This is a genomic window from Acetobacter ascendens, from assembly GCF_001766235.1.
Lineage (GTDB): Bacteria > Pseudomonadota > Alphaproteobacteria > Acetobacterales > Acetobacteraceae > Acetobacter > Acetobacter ascendens.
Genome location: NZ_CP015164.1, coordinates 2,176,015 through 2,192,629, shown reverse-complemented (window position 1 = coordinate 2,192,629; position 16,615 = coordinate 2,176,015). Strand labels below are relative to the sequence as shown.

Here is a 16,615-nt window from a genome sequence, read left to right as displayed (position 1 = left end):
CTTACGAACCCGCAGTGGAATATTTACGAGCATGGCTGGCATCCTGATTGTCGTTTCCGGACTGCTGTTTGTGGCCGCCGGTTTGGCAAAACATTTCTAGCTCAAGAGGAAATCCGGCGCGCGGTTCGGATGGCTGTCAAAAATGATGTGCATCCAGAAAATGAAATCTGGTTCGGAAGCCCAACTTTTAAGCAGGCAAAAAAGAACTTCTGGAACCGTCTAAAGCGGGCCATTCCTGAGAAGTGGTTGCTTAAGCGACCGAACGAAACTGAATGCAGTATGACCCTGAAATCGGATCATATCATTCGGATTGTCGGTCTAGACAATTACGATGCGCTGCGTGGGTCTGGCCTATATTTCTTTGTGGGTGATGAATGGGCTGACGTGAAGCTGGAGGCGTGGACAGAGACGATCCGGCCAATGCTTTCAACGGCTGGTGGCCACGCGTTATTCATTGGCACGCCCAAAGGTTTTAATCATTTTCGTGATGAGTATTTGCGTGGCCAGCCGGGGCCGCAGCACGAAAGTGGTTGGTGGTCGTGCCTTTATACATCGCTTGCTGGTGGCAATATCCCGTCTGATGAAGTTCAGGCCGCTATGCGGGATATGGATATCCGGCAGTTCCGGCAGGAATACGAAGCATCGTTCGAGACGTATGCGGGGCGTGTGCTTTACGCCTTTAGTCGCGCAGGTAATGTGCGGCCGTGTCCGTTTATTCTAGGGCAGCCGCTTTTAATAGGCATGGATTTTAACATCAATCCAATGTCAGCCACAGTCTGGCAAAAGTCAGGCGATGGCCTCTTGATGCAGGTAGACGAGATCGTGATGCCAACATCCAATACGGACGAAATGGCAGACGAGATCATCCGTCGTTACAGGCGTGACGGTCAGGTGTCGCATATCACGATTTATCCTGACCCTGCAGGAGCCCAGCGGAAAACATCAGCACAAGGGCGAACGGATATAAGTATCCTGCAGGCCAAGGGGTTTAACGTTTTGGCATCTCCCTCTCATCCATTGGTACGTGACCGAATTAACGTAACAAATGGAATGTTCTGTGCCGCGGATGGAACCAAAAGGGCGTTTGTGGATCCAAAGTGCGTGAAGTCGATTGAAGCGTATGAGCGTCAGACTTACCGCGATGGCACCAATGAGCCAGACAAACGTAGCGGATATGATCATATCGTTGATGCCACAGGTTATTTGATGTGGGGTGTTAAAAATCCGCCTCCACCAGCCCGCTTCGTAACAAACAAACGGTTCTCACTGAGCAGATAATGGATTGGCAGGAATTACAGGAAACAATTCTGGTGCCGCAGCAGGTATCTGCGCGGGCCCAGCGGTTGCTGCGTCTGTCTGCTGTGCGTGACGGCACGATGTATGACGCGCTGCCGTATCCGTTCTCGAAGGAGTGGAATAACGATGAGTATATCCCGCTCTCCCAGCGCAGGCCGTCTGTGCGTTCGCATCTATGCACAGTTGTGGTTGAGGATGCGGCCAGCCTGACATTCGGTGAAACGCATTGGCCAACACTGAAATGCGATAGCCCTGACACAGCAGAAGCGCTTTCCAGCATTACACGAGAGTGCCAGTTGCCTGCGGTTCTAATGGAAGCCGTTCTCAAAGGCTCTATCGGTTCTGCCGCATTGCTGGTTGAGGCGGTTGACGGGGCTTTGTCGGTTTCTGTGCTGGATACGCCATATCTGGAGCCTGAATTGGACGCCAAGGGTGATCTGGTGCAGGTTGTCAGCCAGTATCTTATCAAGGGCCGTCAGGTGCGTGCTCTGGGGTATGCTATTCCAGAGGGAAGCGACGCTGTCGATTACTGGTATCGCCGTGAATGGACGCGAACTGAAAGCCGCGTTTACAAGCCATGGCTAGCAACCAGTGATGCTGACCCGGAAGTGGATACCGAGCGCAGCGGTCCGCCGCACGGCTTGGGCTTTGTGCCGATTGTGTGGGTGCGAAACCTAGCGCCGCCAGGGCAGGATCCAGATGGGCCATGCACTTTTGAGCGTGCGATTGATACGGTTATTGAGGGTGATTACCAGCTTTCGCAGGTTGGACGTGGTCTGAAATACTGCTCTGACCCTAAGCTGGTGATTACTGGTGTAGGTGGCGACCCTGCGGGTGGTGGTGATGCACCAGCCAGCGAAGGTGGCTCTGCAACGGCGATTGTTCTGCCCGAGAAAGCCAGCGCGAAAATGCTGGAGATCAACGGCAGTTCTGCTGGCACGGTGATGGAATACTGGCGCGAATTGCGTGCGCTGGTTCTGGAAATCCTGCACGGCAACAGGGCGCATGCTGATAAGATCAGTGCTGCGCAATCTGGCCGGGCTATGGAGATGATGTGTCAGTCACTCGTGTGGCTCGCGGACCGGATGCGTCTGTCTTATGGCGAAGGTGCTTTACTTTCGCTGTATCGGATGATCTGCGATTTCTCTCTGGCAATTGAGGGTGGTATTCAGGTTGATGGCGAGCGTGTCACGCTAGATGATGCTGGTCTGGCGTTGGAATGGCCGCCGTATTTTTCCGCAACTGATGGTGAGATTTTGCAGTTGTCACAGGCCCTTGTGACAGCGGTAAAGGGCGGCATCCTTTCGAACGAAAGCGCATGCTCGATATTCGCGGCCAAGACTGGCTGCGCAGACCCCGCCACTGAGTGGGAGCGGGTGCAGGCAGAACTACAAGACCCAACAATACAAGCTGCCCGGAATGCAGACGCAGCCGCGACCAAAGCGGTGCGTGCGGCAGCGGGCGTTGGGAAAACAGAGACGCATCAGGTTACGGCCTGACGCTTCCGGCTGATGCCGGTTTTTTAATCAACAAGTGAGGGACTGATGTCCGATAATGCAAACCCTGCTGATGCTGGGAACGGTGGCGCTGATCCTAACACGCCGCGTGAATTGGCGCGTGCGCGTGCCGACCTTGTGACTGTGCGTAACGAGCTTAAGGCTGCGCGGGAAGATGTGGATGCAGTGCGTGCTGAGCGTGATGCGGCCATTAAAGCCCGTGATGGCTTCAAAGGGCAGCTTGCACAGCAGAAGTCCGACTTTGAAGGTAAGCTGGCTGAGGCACAGCAGGCCGTTGAAGCTTCGAAGACTGAGGCGCAAACGGCAGTCGCGCAGTCCAAGGCGCAAGCGGATCAGGCCGTCATTCGGGCAGAAGCCAAGGCGCTGGCAACCAAGCTGGGCGCTGTTTCTCCTGATGATGTGGTGCGGCTGATTGATCTTTCTGAGGTCAAGATGGGCGAGAATGGGCAGATCGAAGGGCTGGATGCTGTGATGGACGCAGCGAAAGAAAGCCGTGGCTATCTGTTCACTCAACCCGTTGAGCCCGGCACCAAAACCGGCACCACCAAAACGGCGCCAGACCCTAAGCCGGGTAAGTCTGAACCGTTTGATGCGCGCAAGGCAACGCCAGAAGAAGTGGCGGCCAAAGCGCAGGCAGCGGGACTTAACCCCAAACTTTTTACACCATCCTAACCGACTGCTGATGCAGTCTCGCCCAGCGGCTGATGCTGCGGGCGCTGTAGCAATGACTCTGCAAACAGTGAGATAACGAAATGGCAATTGCCGATTTCCCCGCAGCACTACAACCCATTATCCAGCAGGGCTTTCTGGCCCGTGCGTTTGAAGCTAGCCTTGAATCCAAGCTTGGCTTTCGCTCCGTTGCTGACCGCATGGATTTTCCTGCCCGTATTGGCCAGACGATTACGGATACACGCCGTGGTTTGCTGGCACCGGTTGAAACTCCGCTCAATCCCGCGGCCAACAGCAATTTCGATAACGGCATGTCTCCCACGGAATGGTCTGTGGAACAGTACACGCTGGAAATTGCGCAGTTCGGTAACACGATGGACCTCAATCAGGTCACGGAAGGTGTCGGAATTGCGAACCAGTTTGTCGAAAATGCACAGGTTCTGGGTATTAACGCCCGTCAGTCTCTTGACCGTTTGGCGCGTAATTCCCTATTTGGCGGCGCTATTGGTGGTGTTGGTGGGTATCTGGGCGGGAACACCCGCGTAACCACAGCGCTGGCAGCCGCAGGCACAACCGTTCAGGTTGATGATATCCGTGGTTTCCAGCGCGTCATGAATAGCATGGGGCAGGTTATCCCGGTTTCTGCAACCAGTGGCATGACTGTTACCGTTGGTTCCGGCTCTTATACGCTGGTTAATGTTGCTGCAGATGCGACAAACGTCAGCAAGGCACCGGGCGGTATTTCTGGCACGCTGACGTTCTCTGAGAATGTTGCGACAACTGATGCGGCCTTGAATGCTGCGGTGGTTGCTGCAACTGCACCTCTGGTTCTGCGCCCGAATGGTCGTGCCACAACAGCAGGACTTCTGGCATCGGGCTCCAAAGACGCCAATGGCAATGTGGTGACAGGTGATTACCTGACCATCGACACCATGCTGGGGGCAGTTGCTGCGTTGCGCAACAACAACGTTCCGACGATTGGTGGTTGCTTCAACTGCTTTCTCGACAACTCCCAGCTTCTCGGCCTATTCCGCGATCCTGATTTCAAGCTGCTGTATCGCGGTCAGTATGGGTCTGATGAATACCGGACAGGTCAGGTGTTCGAACTGCTGGGCATCCGGTTTATCCCGACCACGGAAGCCCCGCAGCAGGCGTCTCTGGGGCAGGGCCAGATTCATCGTGCCATCATCTGTGGTGCGGGTGCGCTGATCGAGGGCGACTATGCCAACATGGCGCAGGCATATGCCGATCTTCCGGGTGAGGTGGAGCATATTGATGATGTGCTGATGGTTACCCGTCCGCCGCTGGATCGTCTGGGGCAGATCATTGCGCAGTCTTGGTCTTGGATTGGTGGCTTTGCTCTGCCAACTGACCTGACGGCCAATACAACGATCATTCCCACGGCGACCAACAGCTACCTTAAGCGTGGCGTGGTGATTGAAAGCCTTGGCGCAACATCTCTGGGCGCTACAGCCTGATGAGCCAAGCGCGGCGCGGGGCGGCTAAACCAGCCGTTCCTCCTGCGCAGGACGAGAAAAAACCCGCTCCTGTGCAGGCAGTGCGGCTTCTGCGGCCTTTTGGCTTCATTGAGGAAGAATTCAATCGTGGCCGGTTCGAATGGAGCGCAGGGGAGGTTGTGAGTAACCCTGCAGAAATAGAACTGCTGCGTTCTCGTGGAGCGCCGCTGGAGACAGCATAATGGCAGATGCAACCGACCCTTTGACGGATGATGAACTTGTAACGGTACGCCGCTTCATGGGCTATCCCGCAATGGGCGGCATTAACAGCAGCCAGCAGTCTTGGCGCTTCTTTCGGGTATATGGCTTCAATGAATGGCGTCTGCGTAACCTTGCTGATGCCGAAGTCGCACAAGTGCGACAATATGTGAAAGACATTGCCAGTTTGGAAACGGCCATTCTGACTGCCAGCGACAATCTGGATACGGATCAGGCTGCTGTGTGGACGCACAACAAGAACGAAGTGCAGGACAGGATGGGCCTGTTTAATCGGTGGCGGCGGCAATTGTGCCAGTTTCTTGGTGTGCCGCCGGGCCCCGGCCTGCGTTCTGCAAATCGCGTGGTGATCTGAGGGAATATGACAATCAACAAAGTTCCGCCCCAGAGATGGGCACGGGTAGAAAATGGCGTTGTAGTGGACATCCGCTCTGTTGAAGCGGGGCAGCCTGCGCCTTGGAGCGAAGGCCGTGCCATTCGCGTGGCTGGCGTGCCCTGTGAAATTGGATTCATTGCGGACCATCATGGGAATGTGGCTCCACGGAACGGGCGGCCTGAGTTGATGGAGGGTGAGGCGGCATACTGTGCTCCTTGTGGCGTTCCTGCGCCTCCATCGGGTGTGCTGTCTGTCGCTCTAGCAGCGGCGAATGTTCATCCTTCCGAGGATGCAGAACGGCAGGAAGCTGAGCACGCAAAGCAGGAGGCAGGTAATGGCCAAGCTGACAACAGCACGCCGCAACCGGCTGCCTAAAAGTGCATTCGCTTTGCCCGGTTCTCGGCGTTACCCGATTGATACGAAAGCGCGTGCGGCCAACGCCAAAGCAAGAGCTACGCAGGAAGTGAAAAAGGGCAACCTTTCGCCCTCTACTGCAGTCAAGATTAAAGCGGCAGCCAACAAGGTTATTCGGAAGAAGAAGTGATGGCAAAAGCCCCAAAACGTCCGACCAGTATGAATGCGTATCTGCGCTCAATGCAGGATAGGAAAGAAGACCGGTTCATGTCCAACCTGACGGGAATGACAATGCGGGATTTCAAGAAAACACCGCAGGCGCGTTCTATTGATCGTGATGTTGTAGCGCTGAACCAGCAGCGTACGAAACGCAAGTAATGGATCAGGCACGCCTACAGGCCAAGGTTGCTAAAGGGTATGGCAAAACAGCACAGCGTGTTGGTGCGTTAACTACGCAATATCGGCCCACAGGACTGACTGATCCCATAGGCACAGCGCATGCAACGCTGTTTGCTGATTTTGCCTCTGATGCAGCATTTTCATTCAAGAAGCCGCCGCTTTGGGACAAGCCTACGGTTTTCGGGTTGTTCGATACGACCGATGTGCAGGCGGGCGATATTCTTGTTGCACCGATGGGCACGTATTTCGTGGCGCGGTTTGAGCCATTCCGTCCGGCTGTGTGCATTCTGACAAACCGTAATGTCAGTTTCACAGCCACCGGCCAGAGTGGATCAGGTGTTCTTGATAGTGACTCTGCCGATGCCTGTAATCTTGCCGGTTATCAGGATGGGTATAACGGCCAATCTACTGATGGATCTGGCTCTGTTGAGGCATCGGGTTGGCCAGTAAGCATTATCCTGAAAAATAAGGGTGAGCGTGTTTCCAGCGGGCTACCTGGTAATTTGCGTTCCGGCCAGTTTGAGATGCTCGCACCTGTTGTCCCCGGTTTCACGCCGCGTCCTTACATGACGGTTACTGATGATATGGGCACGGAATATACGGTTGATGCTGTGGAGCCTTCGCAATATGGCAACCGGCTCATGATTTCGGTGAACCAGATTTAATGGCTGATGTTGGCACCATTTCTAAGGCTCTGGCCTACACCATAGCGCAGATACTGTATCCCAACGGTATTGGTGCCGGTGTTTCGCCGTTGACTGGCAGGCGTACGATTGTGCGGCGTGGATGGCTGAACAATGCTGATTACACAGGCGCATGCAGTATCAAGAATGGCATCGACTATGTGGGGGTGACGGCTTATTCAACGGCTTACCGCCAGATTGCCGAGCCTCTTGGCTGGTCATGGCGCGAAGGTGCAATCAGCCCTTGCACCGTTACGCTCACAGCCTCTGGCAATCAGGCCACTGTCAGTATTGCAGACGGGGCTACGCCCAGTGGCGTTGTAGGGTTGCGCGTCATTCCAGATCGAAGCGGCCTGATACCCGACAAAACAAGCGTGGCATATGCGGTGCAATCAGATGATACCCCGGAGCTTATCGCGCAATCGCTGGCAGGCCTGATTGATGGAGCCTACACCAGCGGAGCCACGGTGATTGTGCCGAATGCGGCTCTGGTGGAAGCGGCTACCGCAGGATATGGACAGATCACGCGCGTAACACGCAGGCAGGAGCAGCTTTTCACTGTCTCCATTTTCACAAATGGCGGGAATGCGCGTGATAATTTAGGGAGCGCATTGGACGCGGCGCTTTCTGCGCAGTCATGGTTACCCACACTGGATGGGCAAAATGCCCTGATGCTGTTTGCCGGGGCTAGCGATGTAGACGCCATGCAGACCAGCGGCGTTTATCGGCGTGACTTCCGTTTTAAGATCACGTTCGACACACTCAATACCCAGACAGCAGCGCAGATGATGTTTGGTGTTGGGCTTGCCCATACAGTCACCCATGTTGGCGTGGCGCTTCATACGTTTGGCGATGTGCCAGGTAATGTCGGAGCAATCAGCACTGACGATATGGCAACGTTCTACAAAGATGCCGCCGGGAACCTCATGTTTGCGGTTGAGCAGCCCTACGCGGGCCTCATGCTTAATCAGGCTGGCGATGTTGTCCTACAGGACGCGGCCACCAATCTTGCCGGACAACCGGCTTAAATCAGCGAGACAATATGACGGATACACAGGGAAGCGCACCCGCTCAGGCGAGTGCGAAAGCTGCCGTTGCGCTTACCGCACAGGCACAGGGAAGCGTGCTCTATCGCGTGACGCAGCCCGGATATGGCTATGCGGTAGGTGCGACCATTTCAGACCCCGATGAAATCAAGAAGCACGGCGCAGACATTCGGCGCTTTGCTGTGCCCGTTGGAGGCGTGTGATGGCGAAAATTTACCAACAGGGAGCGCTGAATACCACGTCCCTTACCGTTCCGAATGTGTATGTGCAGATCCAAGCGCCTGTAACGCTTCTGAATGGCGTTTCATCCAGCCGCATTGGTGTTGTTGGCACATCCTCATGGGGGCCGGTTAATACGCCAGTCGTGGTTGGCGGCATGCCTGATTATCTTGCTCGTGTTTGGTGCTAAGCAGGCGCTGGCGACAGATATGGGCGTAAACGTCAATATCTGCGTGTATCAGGGTGCTTCTGACTTCCGTTGTGTGCGTGTGACCGATGGCACGGATAAAGCTGCCACTGGCACGATTTCAGGCGCTACGATTACGGCAGTCTATACCGGCACAGCAGGGAACGCGATTACTGCCACGCTGTCTCAGGGCACGCTTAACGCGGCTATGTGGACATTGACTGTGACGCATAGCGTGTTGGGAACGGGCACGTATCAGGGCACGACATGGGCCGATATTGTTGCTGCGGTCAATGCCGATGCATCGGCTCTGGTTGTCGTTACAGGCGGCACGACCCTTGCTGCTGGCAATGTCACGCTGGCGGGCGGTGCAGACGGCGGCACTCCTGCAGAAACAGCCTTCATCGGCACAGACGGCACATCCCGCACGGGCATGTATGCGCTGCGTAATCAGGGTTGCGCCATTGGGTTGCTGTGCGGGTTGTCCGATACAACCTCGTTCTCTGCCCAGATTGATTTCGGGCTGGGTGAGGGGCTGTATATGATTGCAGCCTTACCATCTGGCACGAGTGTTTCTGCCGCCACTTCTGCGCTTTCCGGAGCGGGTGCCGACAGTTACGCCATGAAGGTGATGCATGGTGACTGGATCTGGTGGGATGATGATACCAACGGCAATATGCTGGTATCTCCCGCTGCATTTGCAGCAGGGCTGCTGGCGGCTCTTTCTCCCGAACAGTCAACGCTGAACAAGCAGCTTTACGGGATCATCGGTAGCCAGAAGGCAGGTTTGACAAGTTCTGGCACGCTGCTTTCGTATTCTGATGCAGAGTTGTCAGCCTTGTTTGAAGCCGGGATTGATGTGATCTGTTATCCAGCACCAGGCGGGAACTATTGGGCTGTGCGTGGTGGCATCAATTGCTCCACATCCGCAGCAGTAAATGGCGATAATTACACACGCCTGACGAACTATCTGGCAGAGACATTTGCCACAGGGATGGGTTCCTATATCGGCCAGACGATTAATGCCGATCTGTTCACCAACATTGAAGCTACGCTGCTGGGTTTCCTAGCCAATATGCTGACGGAAGGTGTTCTTGGCAGCACGGACGGTAGCACTCCGTATTCGGTCGTGTGCGACACCAGCAACAACCCGGATAGTCGTACAGCCCTTGGTTATGTGCAGGCCGATGTGAAGGTCAAATACATGGGCATCCTGCGCTACTTCATCGTCAACTTGCAGGGCGGTCAGGGTGTGACTGTCACTGTGGCTTCTGGGGGCTAAGAAATGGCTACCAACCCATACAGCATTGGCCGGAACTGTCGGCTTACCCTCCTTTGGGCAGGCACCCGCATTGATCTGCGGGACGTGACCGGTTTTACCGCCAATCAGGAAACTACAACACAGCGTGCAGATCCGCTCAGCAGCACGCCGATTGAATTTGCAACACCGAATGGTTGGCGCGGAAGCTTTACGATTGCCCGTGCTAATCGCGCTGTTGATGATTTGATTGCGGCCATTGAAGAAGGATTCTGGTCTGCTGGTACGATCAATTCCGGCACCATTTACCAGTATATCAGCGAGCCAGACAGCAGCACGTCCAAATGGCAGTTCAGCCAGGTAGGGCTTTCGCTTTCAGCGGGCGGCACATGGCAAAAAGAGGGGATTGTTTACCAGACCCTCAGCTTCTTCTCTCCAATTCGGACTAAAATTTCATGAGCATTCCAGCAGAAGTTAAAACGGCAGCAGGTAAAACTCTTTCCCTGAAAGAAATTGATCCGGGCAGTATGCTGGATCTGATTGAAGCCGCAGGCTCTGCCATGAGTTCACAGTTTGCCGGTGCGTGGCTGGGGTATGCGCAGATGGTCTGCTCTGTGACGGCTATTGATGGTGTGCCTGTGCAGATGCCGATTACGAAAGACGAAGTGAAGGAACTGGCCAACGATATCGGCAATGATGGCGTAGCTGCGCTGATGCCGATTTTTTACGGTAAAAAAGACGCCAGTTCTGCCGATGAAAAGGCCGCAGTAAAAAACTGAGCGAGCACCCCATTTTTAGGGAAATGCTGTTTCTCGTTCAAAATGGGGTGCCGTGGGAAGTTTGCGGGAAATGGAGCGATAAGCGCAGGTTGGCCGCCTGCGTAGCTCTGCGCGAAATGCGTGGGGAAACGTTCGATTGGAATGCCATGATGTTCATTGAGGTGCCAGATGGTGCGGCAGTTTAAGACCATTGAGGGATTCATAGGCCATCTGACGACAAGGGGGCTTGCGGTTGATGTGGCCGTTCATCGTGGCGTGGAAGAGGGCGCTGCCCTTATTGAGCGCGATACGAAAGAACAGATCGGCCATTATTTGGATGGGCCTGAACCCGGTTTGCCAACTGCTCCACTGGCAGACAGCACTATAGACGAGCGTATCAGGTTGGGATTTACGCCGGATGATCCGGGGTTACGAACCGGCGATATGCGCGAGAGCTATGGCGTACGTATATCCGAGGCCGGTCCTGTGGTGCATGCTTCTATTGGTTCTGACGACATCAAGGCCGTAGTGTTTGAACTTGGCCGCATGGAGCAGAAAAACTATCAGCCGCCACGCCCAGAGCTTTCTGTGGCGGCCTTTAGGAATGAGCACAAGATCGTGCGTCGTATTGGTGCGCTTGCTGTTCGTGCGATGTGTGGGCTACCCCTTCCTAACCAGCGGGAAGGGGATGAGTGAGTCGGTTTAATGCGGGTTGAGAATGAGAGAGGCCGCCCATGAGCCACCTTACTAACTGGCAGAAAAACCAGTCGGCTAAACTAGGCGCACTTCCTAACTTTGGGCTTTGTTAGTCCAAACCGAGGCGTGCGGGTTGTGACTTTTGCATTAATCTCAGCCTGTAGCCGCTTCGTGTCGTTCACGAAGGATTCTTTTTCTGAGGAAGTCCAAAGAGAAATTTTTTTTCCACTCCTTTTGGAGGAGCGATCGGAGTTTGCCAGCTTCCCGTTCCGTGAAACAGTCAAGTCCATAACCTAATACCTCCAAAAAAAACTCATTTAACTTACCACCCTCCATACGACTAAGACTCGCTATAGACGATGGTGTAACGGCGATCTGCTCTTCTCCAGGTGGATTGCCAGCGAGAGTAGACATACAGATTACTCTGCCACCGTTGCATTCTATATATGCGCGTAGCCCAGCAAGAGTTCCGCCATATGTCAATACGTCGTCAACAACAACATAGTCGGCGTTGGCGACAATGTCACCAAAAAATTCTGGCGCATTTGCTATGCGAAAAACAAAGTTTCCATTTCTATCGCGCTTTGCACGAGGATATTGAAAGATGTTATCCGCTAGCTCTAAGCCCAATTCTTGGGCGATAATTGCGGCAAAAGTAAGAGCAAGGACATTACGGCGCGCGTCTGGTGGCTTCGCAGGGGCAACCACGTATGTAGTAATGCCACACAAATTCTGGGAAATTTTTTCTAATGCTGAAGCATCTATAAATTTATCGACCGCACAAAAAGCCGCATCTACATCACCAATGGATTTAGCGCAGTTTACGTCGGGATCCTTGCAATACACGAATCCACTCACTGACTTGCTTCCATAAGGGGAATGGATCGTTACAGGAGGAAACCAATCTGGCCACGGAAGACGAAGGCAAGCCTCAGAAGAAATTGGGTTGCCAGATCCTTCGTCAGATGTCGGATTTTTATCTAGCACGGGGGCTTCTTAAGCGAAGTCTCGTGGGAAGGCAACTTTTGGGATCCTACCGAGATCATTCCCCTGACCATGCGGCCTCACAACCCTTGTACTGCCTCCTCAAGCATGAGACTCTGGATGCTCTCCAGTAGGAAATAATTATGACTGTTGAAGCCTATAAAATCGGTGTCTCGCTAGTCGCTGATGCCACACAGGTTGTCGGTCCTGTTGGCGAAATGATCCGCGCTCTGGAACGTCTGGCGTCTACCCAGAAAGACGTGCAGATGGGCTTCAACAACATGGTTTCGTCTCTGGGCGGCGCGCGGCGACTAACCGCTGGTATGGCCTCTGATATGGAGCGTGCAGCACGGGCAGCGCGCACGATTGCTGCGGCTTCCACTAAGTTTCGTGCGCCTGTTGCTCCGCAGTCTGGCGAGGGTGCTGGAGGCTTTGCGCCCTTCGTATCTCCTGTGCCGACTGGTCGCGCGCGTGCGACATCTCCCGTTCCGCCATCAGCTACGCCGATTACAGATGCCGGTGGTTCTTACGTTTCTCCATATTCTGCTGCGGCTATGAATGTGCCGGGCGCTCCTGTTCCGTTATTGCCGCCTCCACAGACCGGAACTGCGCTTATTCCGCTGCCGGGGCATGGCGATAGTATGGGGAATACCCCTAACTTTCGTCGCGTTGAAAATCCTGCTGATTATCGGCCAAATTGGACGCAGAGTGAGCCTGTCCCGGGGACTGCCCTTATCCCGTATCCGGGAAACTTGCGCATGGATGGCAAGTGGGTGGGCGGGAACCAGACCTACGGGCCGTGGAAGCCGATTTCTAACGCGCCTTCTGGCTCACCTGCCGCAAACATGGCCGAGCGTGGCGCAACCATAGCAGCCGCAGCACGTCTGCCGCATTGGGTGGGTCCTCTAGCAGCTTATGAGGGGGCTCATGGTGTAGCGCACTTTGCCGCCAGTGGGTTTGATCAGGCAGCCGGGTATGACCAGACATTCCGGGGGATGAGTGGCGACCCTGTGGCCGCGCAGAATATGGGGGCCATTCAGGCAATCGCGCAGCAATCGATGAAGGATAACCCGTTTCTTGCGCCTAATGATGCTGCCCGGATTGCACAGGAATCGTACCAATTGTCTGGGGGCGAAGTGGGAGAGTCGCCACACATTGCCAGCCTCCTAAACCGGGTTGATAAATCTTTTCTTCTTATGGGCAAGAGCCCAGAAGCCGCCATGAAGGAAAGCATAGACTTTATCCGGGCGCAGGATCTTTCCAATAGGTTTTACGATAAGAAGACGGGCCAGTTTTCGTTCGATCGCGCAGAAAAAAGCACGAATACAGCGTTGGCAATGTATATTGCTAACAAGCAGTTCATGAATGGTCACAAGTTTTTGGCATTTGCCAAATCAGCGGGCGCAGAAGGCATGCGTATGTCTGATGAGGGGCTGTTGAATTTTTCCCATTTCATCGATGTCAATCCGAACCGCGCGGCAACCGCTATTAAGTCGTTTGACGATTTATTCCTCGGCAACCATACCCGCATGACGAAGAAGGATTTCGCGTATTTTAGCCAAAAGAAGTTCGGATTAATTGGCCGTAACGGTCAGTTTGTCGATCAGCAAACGCTTGCTGAAGATCCGATTGGATGGATTACGAAGCATATCTCACCCCTGCTGAGGGCGCACCCTGAAATGATAGGATATTTCCAGCGTAACAATGTTCAAGATGTGGTTAATGAGACAACCGGCGCAGAGGGTAACATTGCTCGGCAGTCTGCCGCGGCAAGGCGCACAGATGTAGCCAAAACGCTTGATGCCCTAGCAAAAGGCCCGAAAGCCGCCCAGTTGGCGATGGATACTTCCTTCGAACGGCTAGAGTTTACGATAGGCCGCATTACTCAGGGGCCGTTTGTGAAGTCCATCAATCTGCTGACCCAAACCTTTAACGGCATGGCAGACTTCGCTGAGAAACATCCTGACGATATCCGTATGTTTGCCAATGATGTTTATATGTTGCTGCAAGTCGTAACGAGTGTGGGCGGCCTTATTGGGAAGGCCATGGACAGTTTGCCGGGGTGGTTGCGGCGCTTTATCGAGGCTGGAGTTAGCGGTGCGGCCGCAGGTGCTGCGACAGGGGCAACAGTAGCGCTACCTTTTGGGGGCGTTCCGGCAGTGCCAGCGGCAGCTTTCGGCGCTTTGGGCGGGGGGCTTTTAGGTGCAGCTACATACGCGATTAATGAGGGCTTTCTTCAAAGCGATGGGATTGCCCGCAAAGTAAACGTAACCCCAACTGGCGCATGGACGCCCCCTGTGCAGATGCGAACCCAGCCAACAACGGTTCAGGAAGGTGACACGCATGTATCTGTTTACCTAGATGGCAAGCAGATCGCCGGGCATGTGCAAAGTGTGGTTAGGAAGGATTATGACCGCGAAATGCGGGCAAGTAATGCTATGCCAGATCCACTTTCAACGCCACGGGTGCCGGGTGTTCCGGGCTGGTGATGATTGTTCTCCAAGGGTTTGGTATTAGTGTCCTTTGAACGCAAAAAAAAGAGCGTAATATGGACGATAAATCTATGTGGAGGACGGTAATTGCCGCAGTTGCAATTACTACAGTCGGCAGTCTCTATTTTTATAATCAATACAAAAATGAACACGCCAGTTCGCTTGGACGCCCCCAAAACGAGCAAGTGGCTCCGCAAACAGAGGGGAGACCGCTTGTTTTTTCAGGTAATGTTTTGCCATTTACGATTATTGAAGCAGTACGTAACTATACGAATCCCAGCGTTCCTGACGCCCAAATTTCGGTTATGATTGAAGATGGTGGGCGCATGGAGGACTGGGCAGCTACAGCGGCTTACCTTGCGCGTTTAGCAGCAAAAAATGGTGCCGTTACTGGGAAAGTAAGGATTTTCTTAAATAATCCATGGGGGGATAGGTCTCCTACAGAATATAAAAATCTTGCAGATGCTTATTTTGATCTACAGCCAGAAGGAGAGCGGGTAGGGAGCGGATTTGATGTTTTCCCTGCCACGGAAATCGCGCCTTGGCCTCTCATGGTATATGACGAGTATGTTAACGAACTAGCTGAGGCCATCCCTACAGGGTTATCTGATGATGCTTTGGAGCGGTTAAATAAAAAGCATGAAGAGGCGGCAAGAAAATTTGTGGTCAACCGCTACCATTTGCCCTCATCATGGCAATATCAATCTAAAAGCACTTATATGCTATCTCAGGATTCCATTGATGGGAAACGCATTGGCATAACTGCCATTGAGAATAAAAACGATGTAAATAATGCTGAAGCTTGTTTGCAAAGCGACAACGGCACAGATTTGGTTCGTGGATGCATTAGGTCTGGAGATTTTTCTTATATTTTGCCGGACGAAAAGCGTCGGCCACCGATTAACTTTAACGCACGCAATCTGATTGTATCGGACATTTCACCTTCGGATTCATGCGAAAGCTTTATCAAATTCATAGATATGCACAAAAATTTATCGCCCGCCGACACAAGCCATAATAATGTGTTTTTAGGGACATTGATGTTTTCTGCGCATATAGATGCTGACACAATTGGAAATGATTATCCTCGCCTTTTAATAGGGTTCCTTGCTCAGTGTCACGCAAACCCAAAATTAGATATAACAAGCGCTATGCGTTTAGCGGCAGAAAAAGCGGGGATGTCTATTAAAGATTAGGCGTTCTTTACCTGAGTTTGATCGTTTGGTCTCCTATGGTGGTCAAATCCTTTCCGGGGCAGATGAGCTTTCGTTGAGAGCAGGCAAGCGGCGCTGGTGAATCGAATTACAAATCTCAATGATTTCTCCACAACGAGCAGAAATCATTGAGGTAATCGTGCCATCAATAGAATGTGGATGATATTTATTCGTTGCTCTTTAACATCATCAGGGCCGGAAATGTTTCATCGTTAAGTAGCGCTCCGAAATGCGCGTCTCCTTTAAAGTTGGGCGCAATCTTCCGTAAGTTATCTTCATTAAAGCGCGGCCAGTTCACTTTTTGGTAAAGGGCGCGGGTGAAATCAAATGATACCATTGGATAGGTAGCATTATTCCCGTAATCATCTGGATTTACATACTGAAAAACAAACGTACACTGATCAATTGTAGGATTTCTGTCAAAGAATCCTTTCACGATGTAAGGAGCAGTTTCCGCCTCAAAAATATTCATAAGGTAATGAGGGGCGACATTTCCTAATGTCGGGCTGACTTTTTTGCTAAAAATATCAGCATCAACCATATCCTGAACATGAGCGGCGAAAGTTGGCTGGTCGATAGATGTCGTCACAGCGCAGTTTGGCGCGGCATTTTCTGAAAATGTGACTCCCCAACTCGTAAGCAGAGGAGTGTTTGCATCTTGAGCAAAAGCTGCCGCACAAGGGGAAAATAAACCCAAAAAGAGTAAAATGTAGAATTTGCGCATTATACACCAA

General features: G+C 53.1%; 21 protein-coding genes. 19 read left to right on the top strand and 2 right to left on the bottom strand.

Annotation, left to right across the window (positions count from 1 at the left end):
• Positions 1–279 precede the first annotated feature (279 nt).
• The 17 genes from A4S02_RS10660 (at position 280) to A4S02_RS10585 (ending at position 11,191) form a co-directional block, all read left to right on the top strand.
• Positions 280–1,278, top strand: coding sequence for a phage terminase large subunit family protein (locus A4S02_RS10660; RefSeq protein WP_157885550.1), 999 nt, complete (start codon positions 280–282; stop codon positions 1,276–1,278).
• Positions 1,278–2,795, top strand: coding sequence for a phage portal protein (locus tag A4S02_RS10655; RefSeq protein ID WP_070323754.1), 1,518 nt, complete (start codon positions 1,278–1,280; stop codon positions 2,793–2,795). The genes A4S02_RS10660 and A4S02_RS10655 overlap by 1 nt, the downstream gene beginning before the upstream one ends.
• A 45-nt stretch (positions 2,796–2,840) precedes the next feature.
• Positions 2,841–3,485 (top strand): phage scaffolding protein, encoded by a 645-nt coding sequence (locus A4S02_RS10650; RefSeq protein WP_070323753.1) that lies wholly within the window; start codon positions 2,841–2,843, stop codon positions 3,483–3,485.
• A gap of 80 nt (positions 3,486–3,565) precedes the next feature.
• Positions 3,566–4,960 carry a DUF4043 domain-containing protein gene (locus tag A4S02_RS10645; protein ID WP_070323752.1) on the top strand — a complete coding sequence of 465 codons (1,395 nt, stop codon included), beginning with the start codon at positions 3,566–3,568 and terminating at the stop codon, positions 4,958–4,960.
• The gene (locus tag A4S02_RS10640) at positions 4,960–5,181 is read left to right on the top strand and encodes a hypothetical protein (protein ID WP_019089336.1); all 222 of its coding nucleotides are present in this window, start codon (positions 4,960–4,962) and stop codon (positions 5,179–5,181) included. Before A4S02_RS10645 ends, A4S02_RS10640 begins: the two co-directional genes overlap by 1 nt.
• Complete coding sequence (locus A4S02_RS10635) at positions 5,181–5,570, top strand: hypothetical protein (protein ID WP_019089335.1); 390 nt, start codon at positions 5,181–5,183, stop codon at positions 5,568–5,570. Before A4S02_RS10640 ends, A4S02_RS10635 begins: the two co-directional genes overlap by 1 nt.
• Positions 5,571–5,576: 6 nt before the next feature.
• Positions 5,577–5,966: a hypothetical protein gene (locus tag A4S02_RS10630; protein ID WP_070323751.1), complete on the top strand. Its 390-nt coding sequence runs from the start codon at positions 5,577–5,579 to the stop codon at positions 5,964–5,966.
• Positions 5,926–6,135, top strand: coding sequence for a hypothetical protein (locus tag A4S02_RS10625; protein ID WP_070323750.1), 210 nt, complete (start codon positions 5,926–5,928; stop codon positions 6,133–6,135). Before A4S02_RS10630 ends, A4S02_RS10625 begins: the two co-directional genes overlap by 41 nt.
• A gap of 187 nt (positions 6,136–6,322) precedes the next feature.
• The gene (locus tag A4S02_RS10615) at positions 6,323–7,009 is read left to right on the top strand and encodes a hypothetical protein (RefSeq protein WP_070323748.1); all 687 of its coding nucleotides are present in this window, start codon (positions 6,323–6,325) and stop codon (positions 7,007–7,009) included.
• Positions 7,009–8,055, top strand: a complete 1,047-nt coding sequence (locus tag A4S02_RS10610; protein WP_070323747.1) for a hypothetical protein — start codon at positions 7,009–7,011, stop codon at positions 8,053–8,055. The genes A4S02_RS10615 and A4S02_RS10610 overlap by 1 nt, the downstream gene beginning before the upstream one ends.
• 14 nt (positions 8,056–8,069) lie before the next feature.
• On the top strand, positions 8,070–8,276 hold the full coding sequence (locus A4S02_RS10605) for a hypothetical protein (protein ID WP_070323746.1): 207 nt from the start codon (positions 8,070–8,072) through the stop codon (positions 8,274–8,276).
• Positions 8,276–8,482, top strand: a complete 207-nt coding sequence (locus A4S02_RS16370) for a hypothetical protein (protein WP_322852838.1) — start codon at positions 8,276–8,278, stop codon at positions 8,480–8,482. Before A4S02_RS10605 ends, A4S02_RS16370 begins: the two co-directional genes overlap by 1 nt.
• Positions 8,463–9,761: a phage tail protein gene (locus A4S02_RS10600; protein WP_322852837.1), complete on the top strand. Its 1,299-nt coding sequence runs from the start codon at positions 8,463–8,465 to the stop codon at positions 9,759–9,761. The genes A4S02_RS16370 and A4S02_RS10600 overlap by 20 nt, the downstream gene beginning before the upstream one ends.
• 3 nt (positions 9,762–9,764) lie before the next feature.
• Positions 9,765–10,196, top strand: coding sequence for a hypothetical protein (locus tag A4S02_RS10595; RefSeq protein WP_070323745.1), 432 nt, complete (start codon positions 9,765–9,767; stop codon positions 10,194–10,196).
• The gene (locus A4S02_RS10590; protein WP_070323744.1) at positions 10,193–10,516 is read left to right on the top strand and encodes a hypothetical protein; all 324 of its coding nucleotides are present in this window, start codon (positions 10,193–10,195) and stop codon (positions 10,514–10,516) included. The genes A4S02_RS10595 and A4S02_RS10590 overlap by 4 nt, the downstream gene beginning before the upstream one ends.
• A 23-nt stretch (positions 10,517–10,539) precedes the next feature.
• The gene (locus A4S02_RS15705) at positions 10,540–10,701 is read left to right on the top strand and encodes a hypothetical protein (RefSeq protein WP_157885549.1); all 162 of its coding nucleotides are present in this window, start codon (positions 10,540–10,542) and stop codon (positions 10,699–10,701) included.
• Entirely contained in the window at positions 10,685–11,191 is a 507-nt protein-coding gene (locus A4S02_RS10585; RefSeq protein ID WP_070323743.1) for a hypothetical protein, read from the top strand. Before A4S02_RS15705 ends, A4S02_RS10585 begins: the two co-directional genes overlap by 17 nt.
• A 153-nt stretch (positions 11,192–11,344) precedes the next feature.
• Here A4S02_RS10585 and A4S02_RS10580 read toward each other — a convergent pair whose 3' ends face one another.
• Positions 11,345–12,178, bottom strand: coding sequence for a phosphoribosyltransferase (locus tag A4S02_RS10580; protein ID WP_157885548.1), 834 nt, complete (start codon positions 12,176–12,178; stop codon positions 11,345–11,347).
• 140 nt (positions 12,179–12,318) lie between these two features.
• Between A4S02_RS10580 and A4S02_RS10575 the strand changes: the two genes are divergently transcribed.
• Together A4S02_RS10575 and A4S02_RS10570 are read left to right on the top strand one after the other, a co-directional pair.
• Entirely contained in the window at positions 12,319–14,664 is a 2,346-nt protein-coding gene (locus A4S02_RS10575; protein WP_070323741.1) for a hypothetical protein, read from the top strand.
• Positions 14,665–14,723: 59 nt separating this feature from the next.
• On the top strand, positions 14,724–15,863 hold the full coding sequence (locus tag A4S02_RS10570; protein WP_070323740.1) for a hypothetical protein: 1,140 nt from the start codon (positions 14,724–14,726) through the stop codon (positions 15,861–15,863).
• Between the two features lie 184 nt (positions 15,864–16,047).
• Here A4S02_RS10570 and A4S02_RS10565 read toward each other — a convergent pair whose 3' ends face one another.
• Positions 16,048–16,605 carry a hypothetical protein gene (locus A4S02_RS10565; protein ID WP_124307099.1) on the bottom strand — a complete coding sequence of 186 codons (558 nt, stop codon included), beginning with the start codon at positions 16,603–16,605 and terminating at the stop codon, positions 16,048–16,050.
• Positions 16,606–16,615 lie beyond the last annotated feature (10 nt).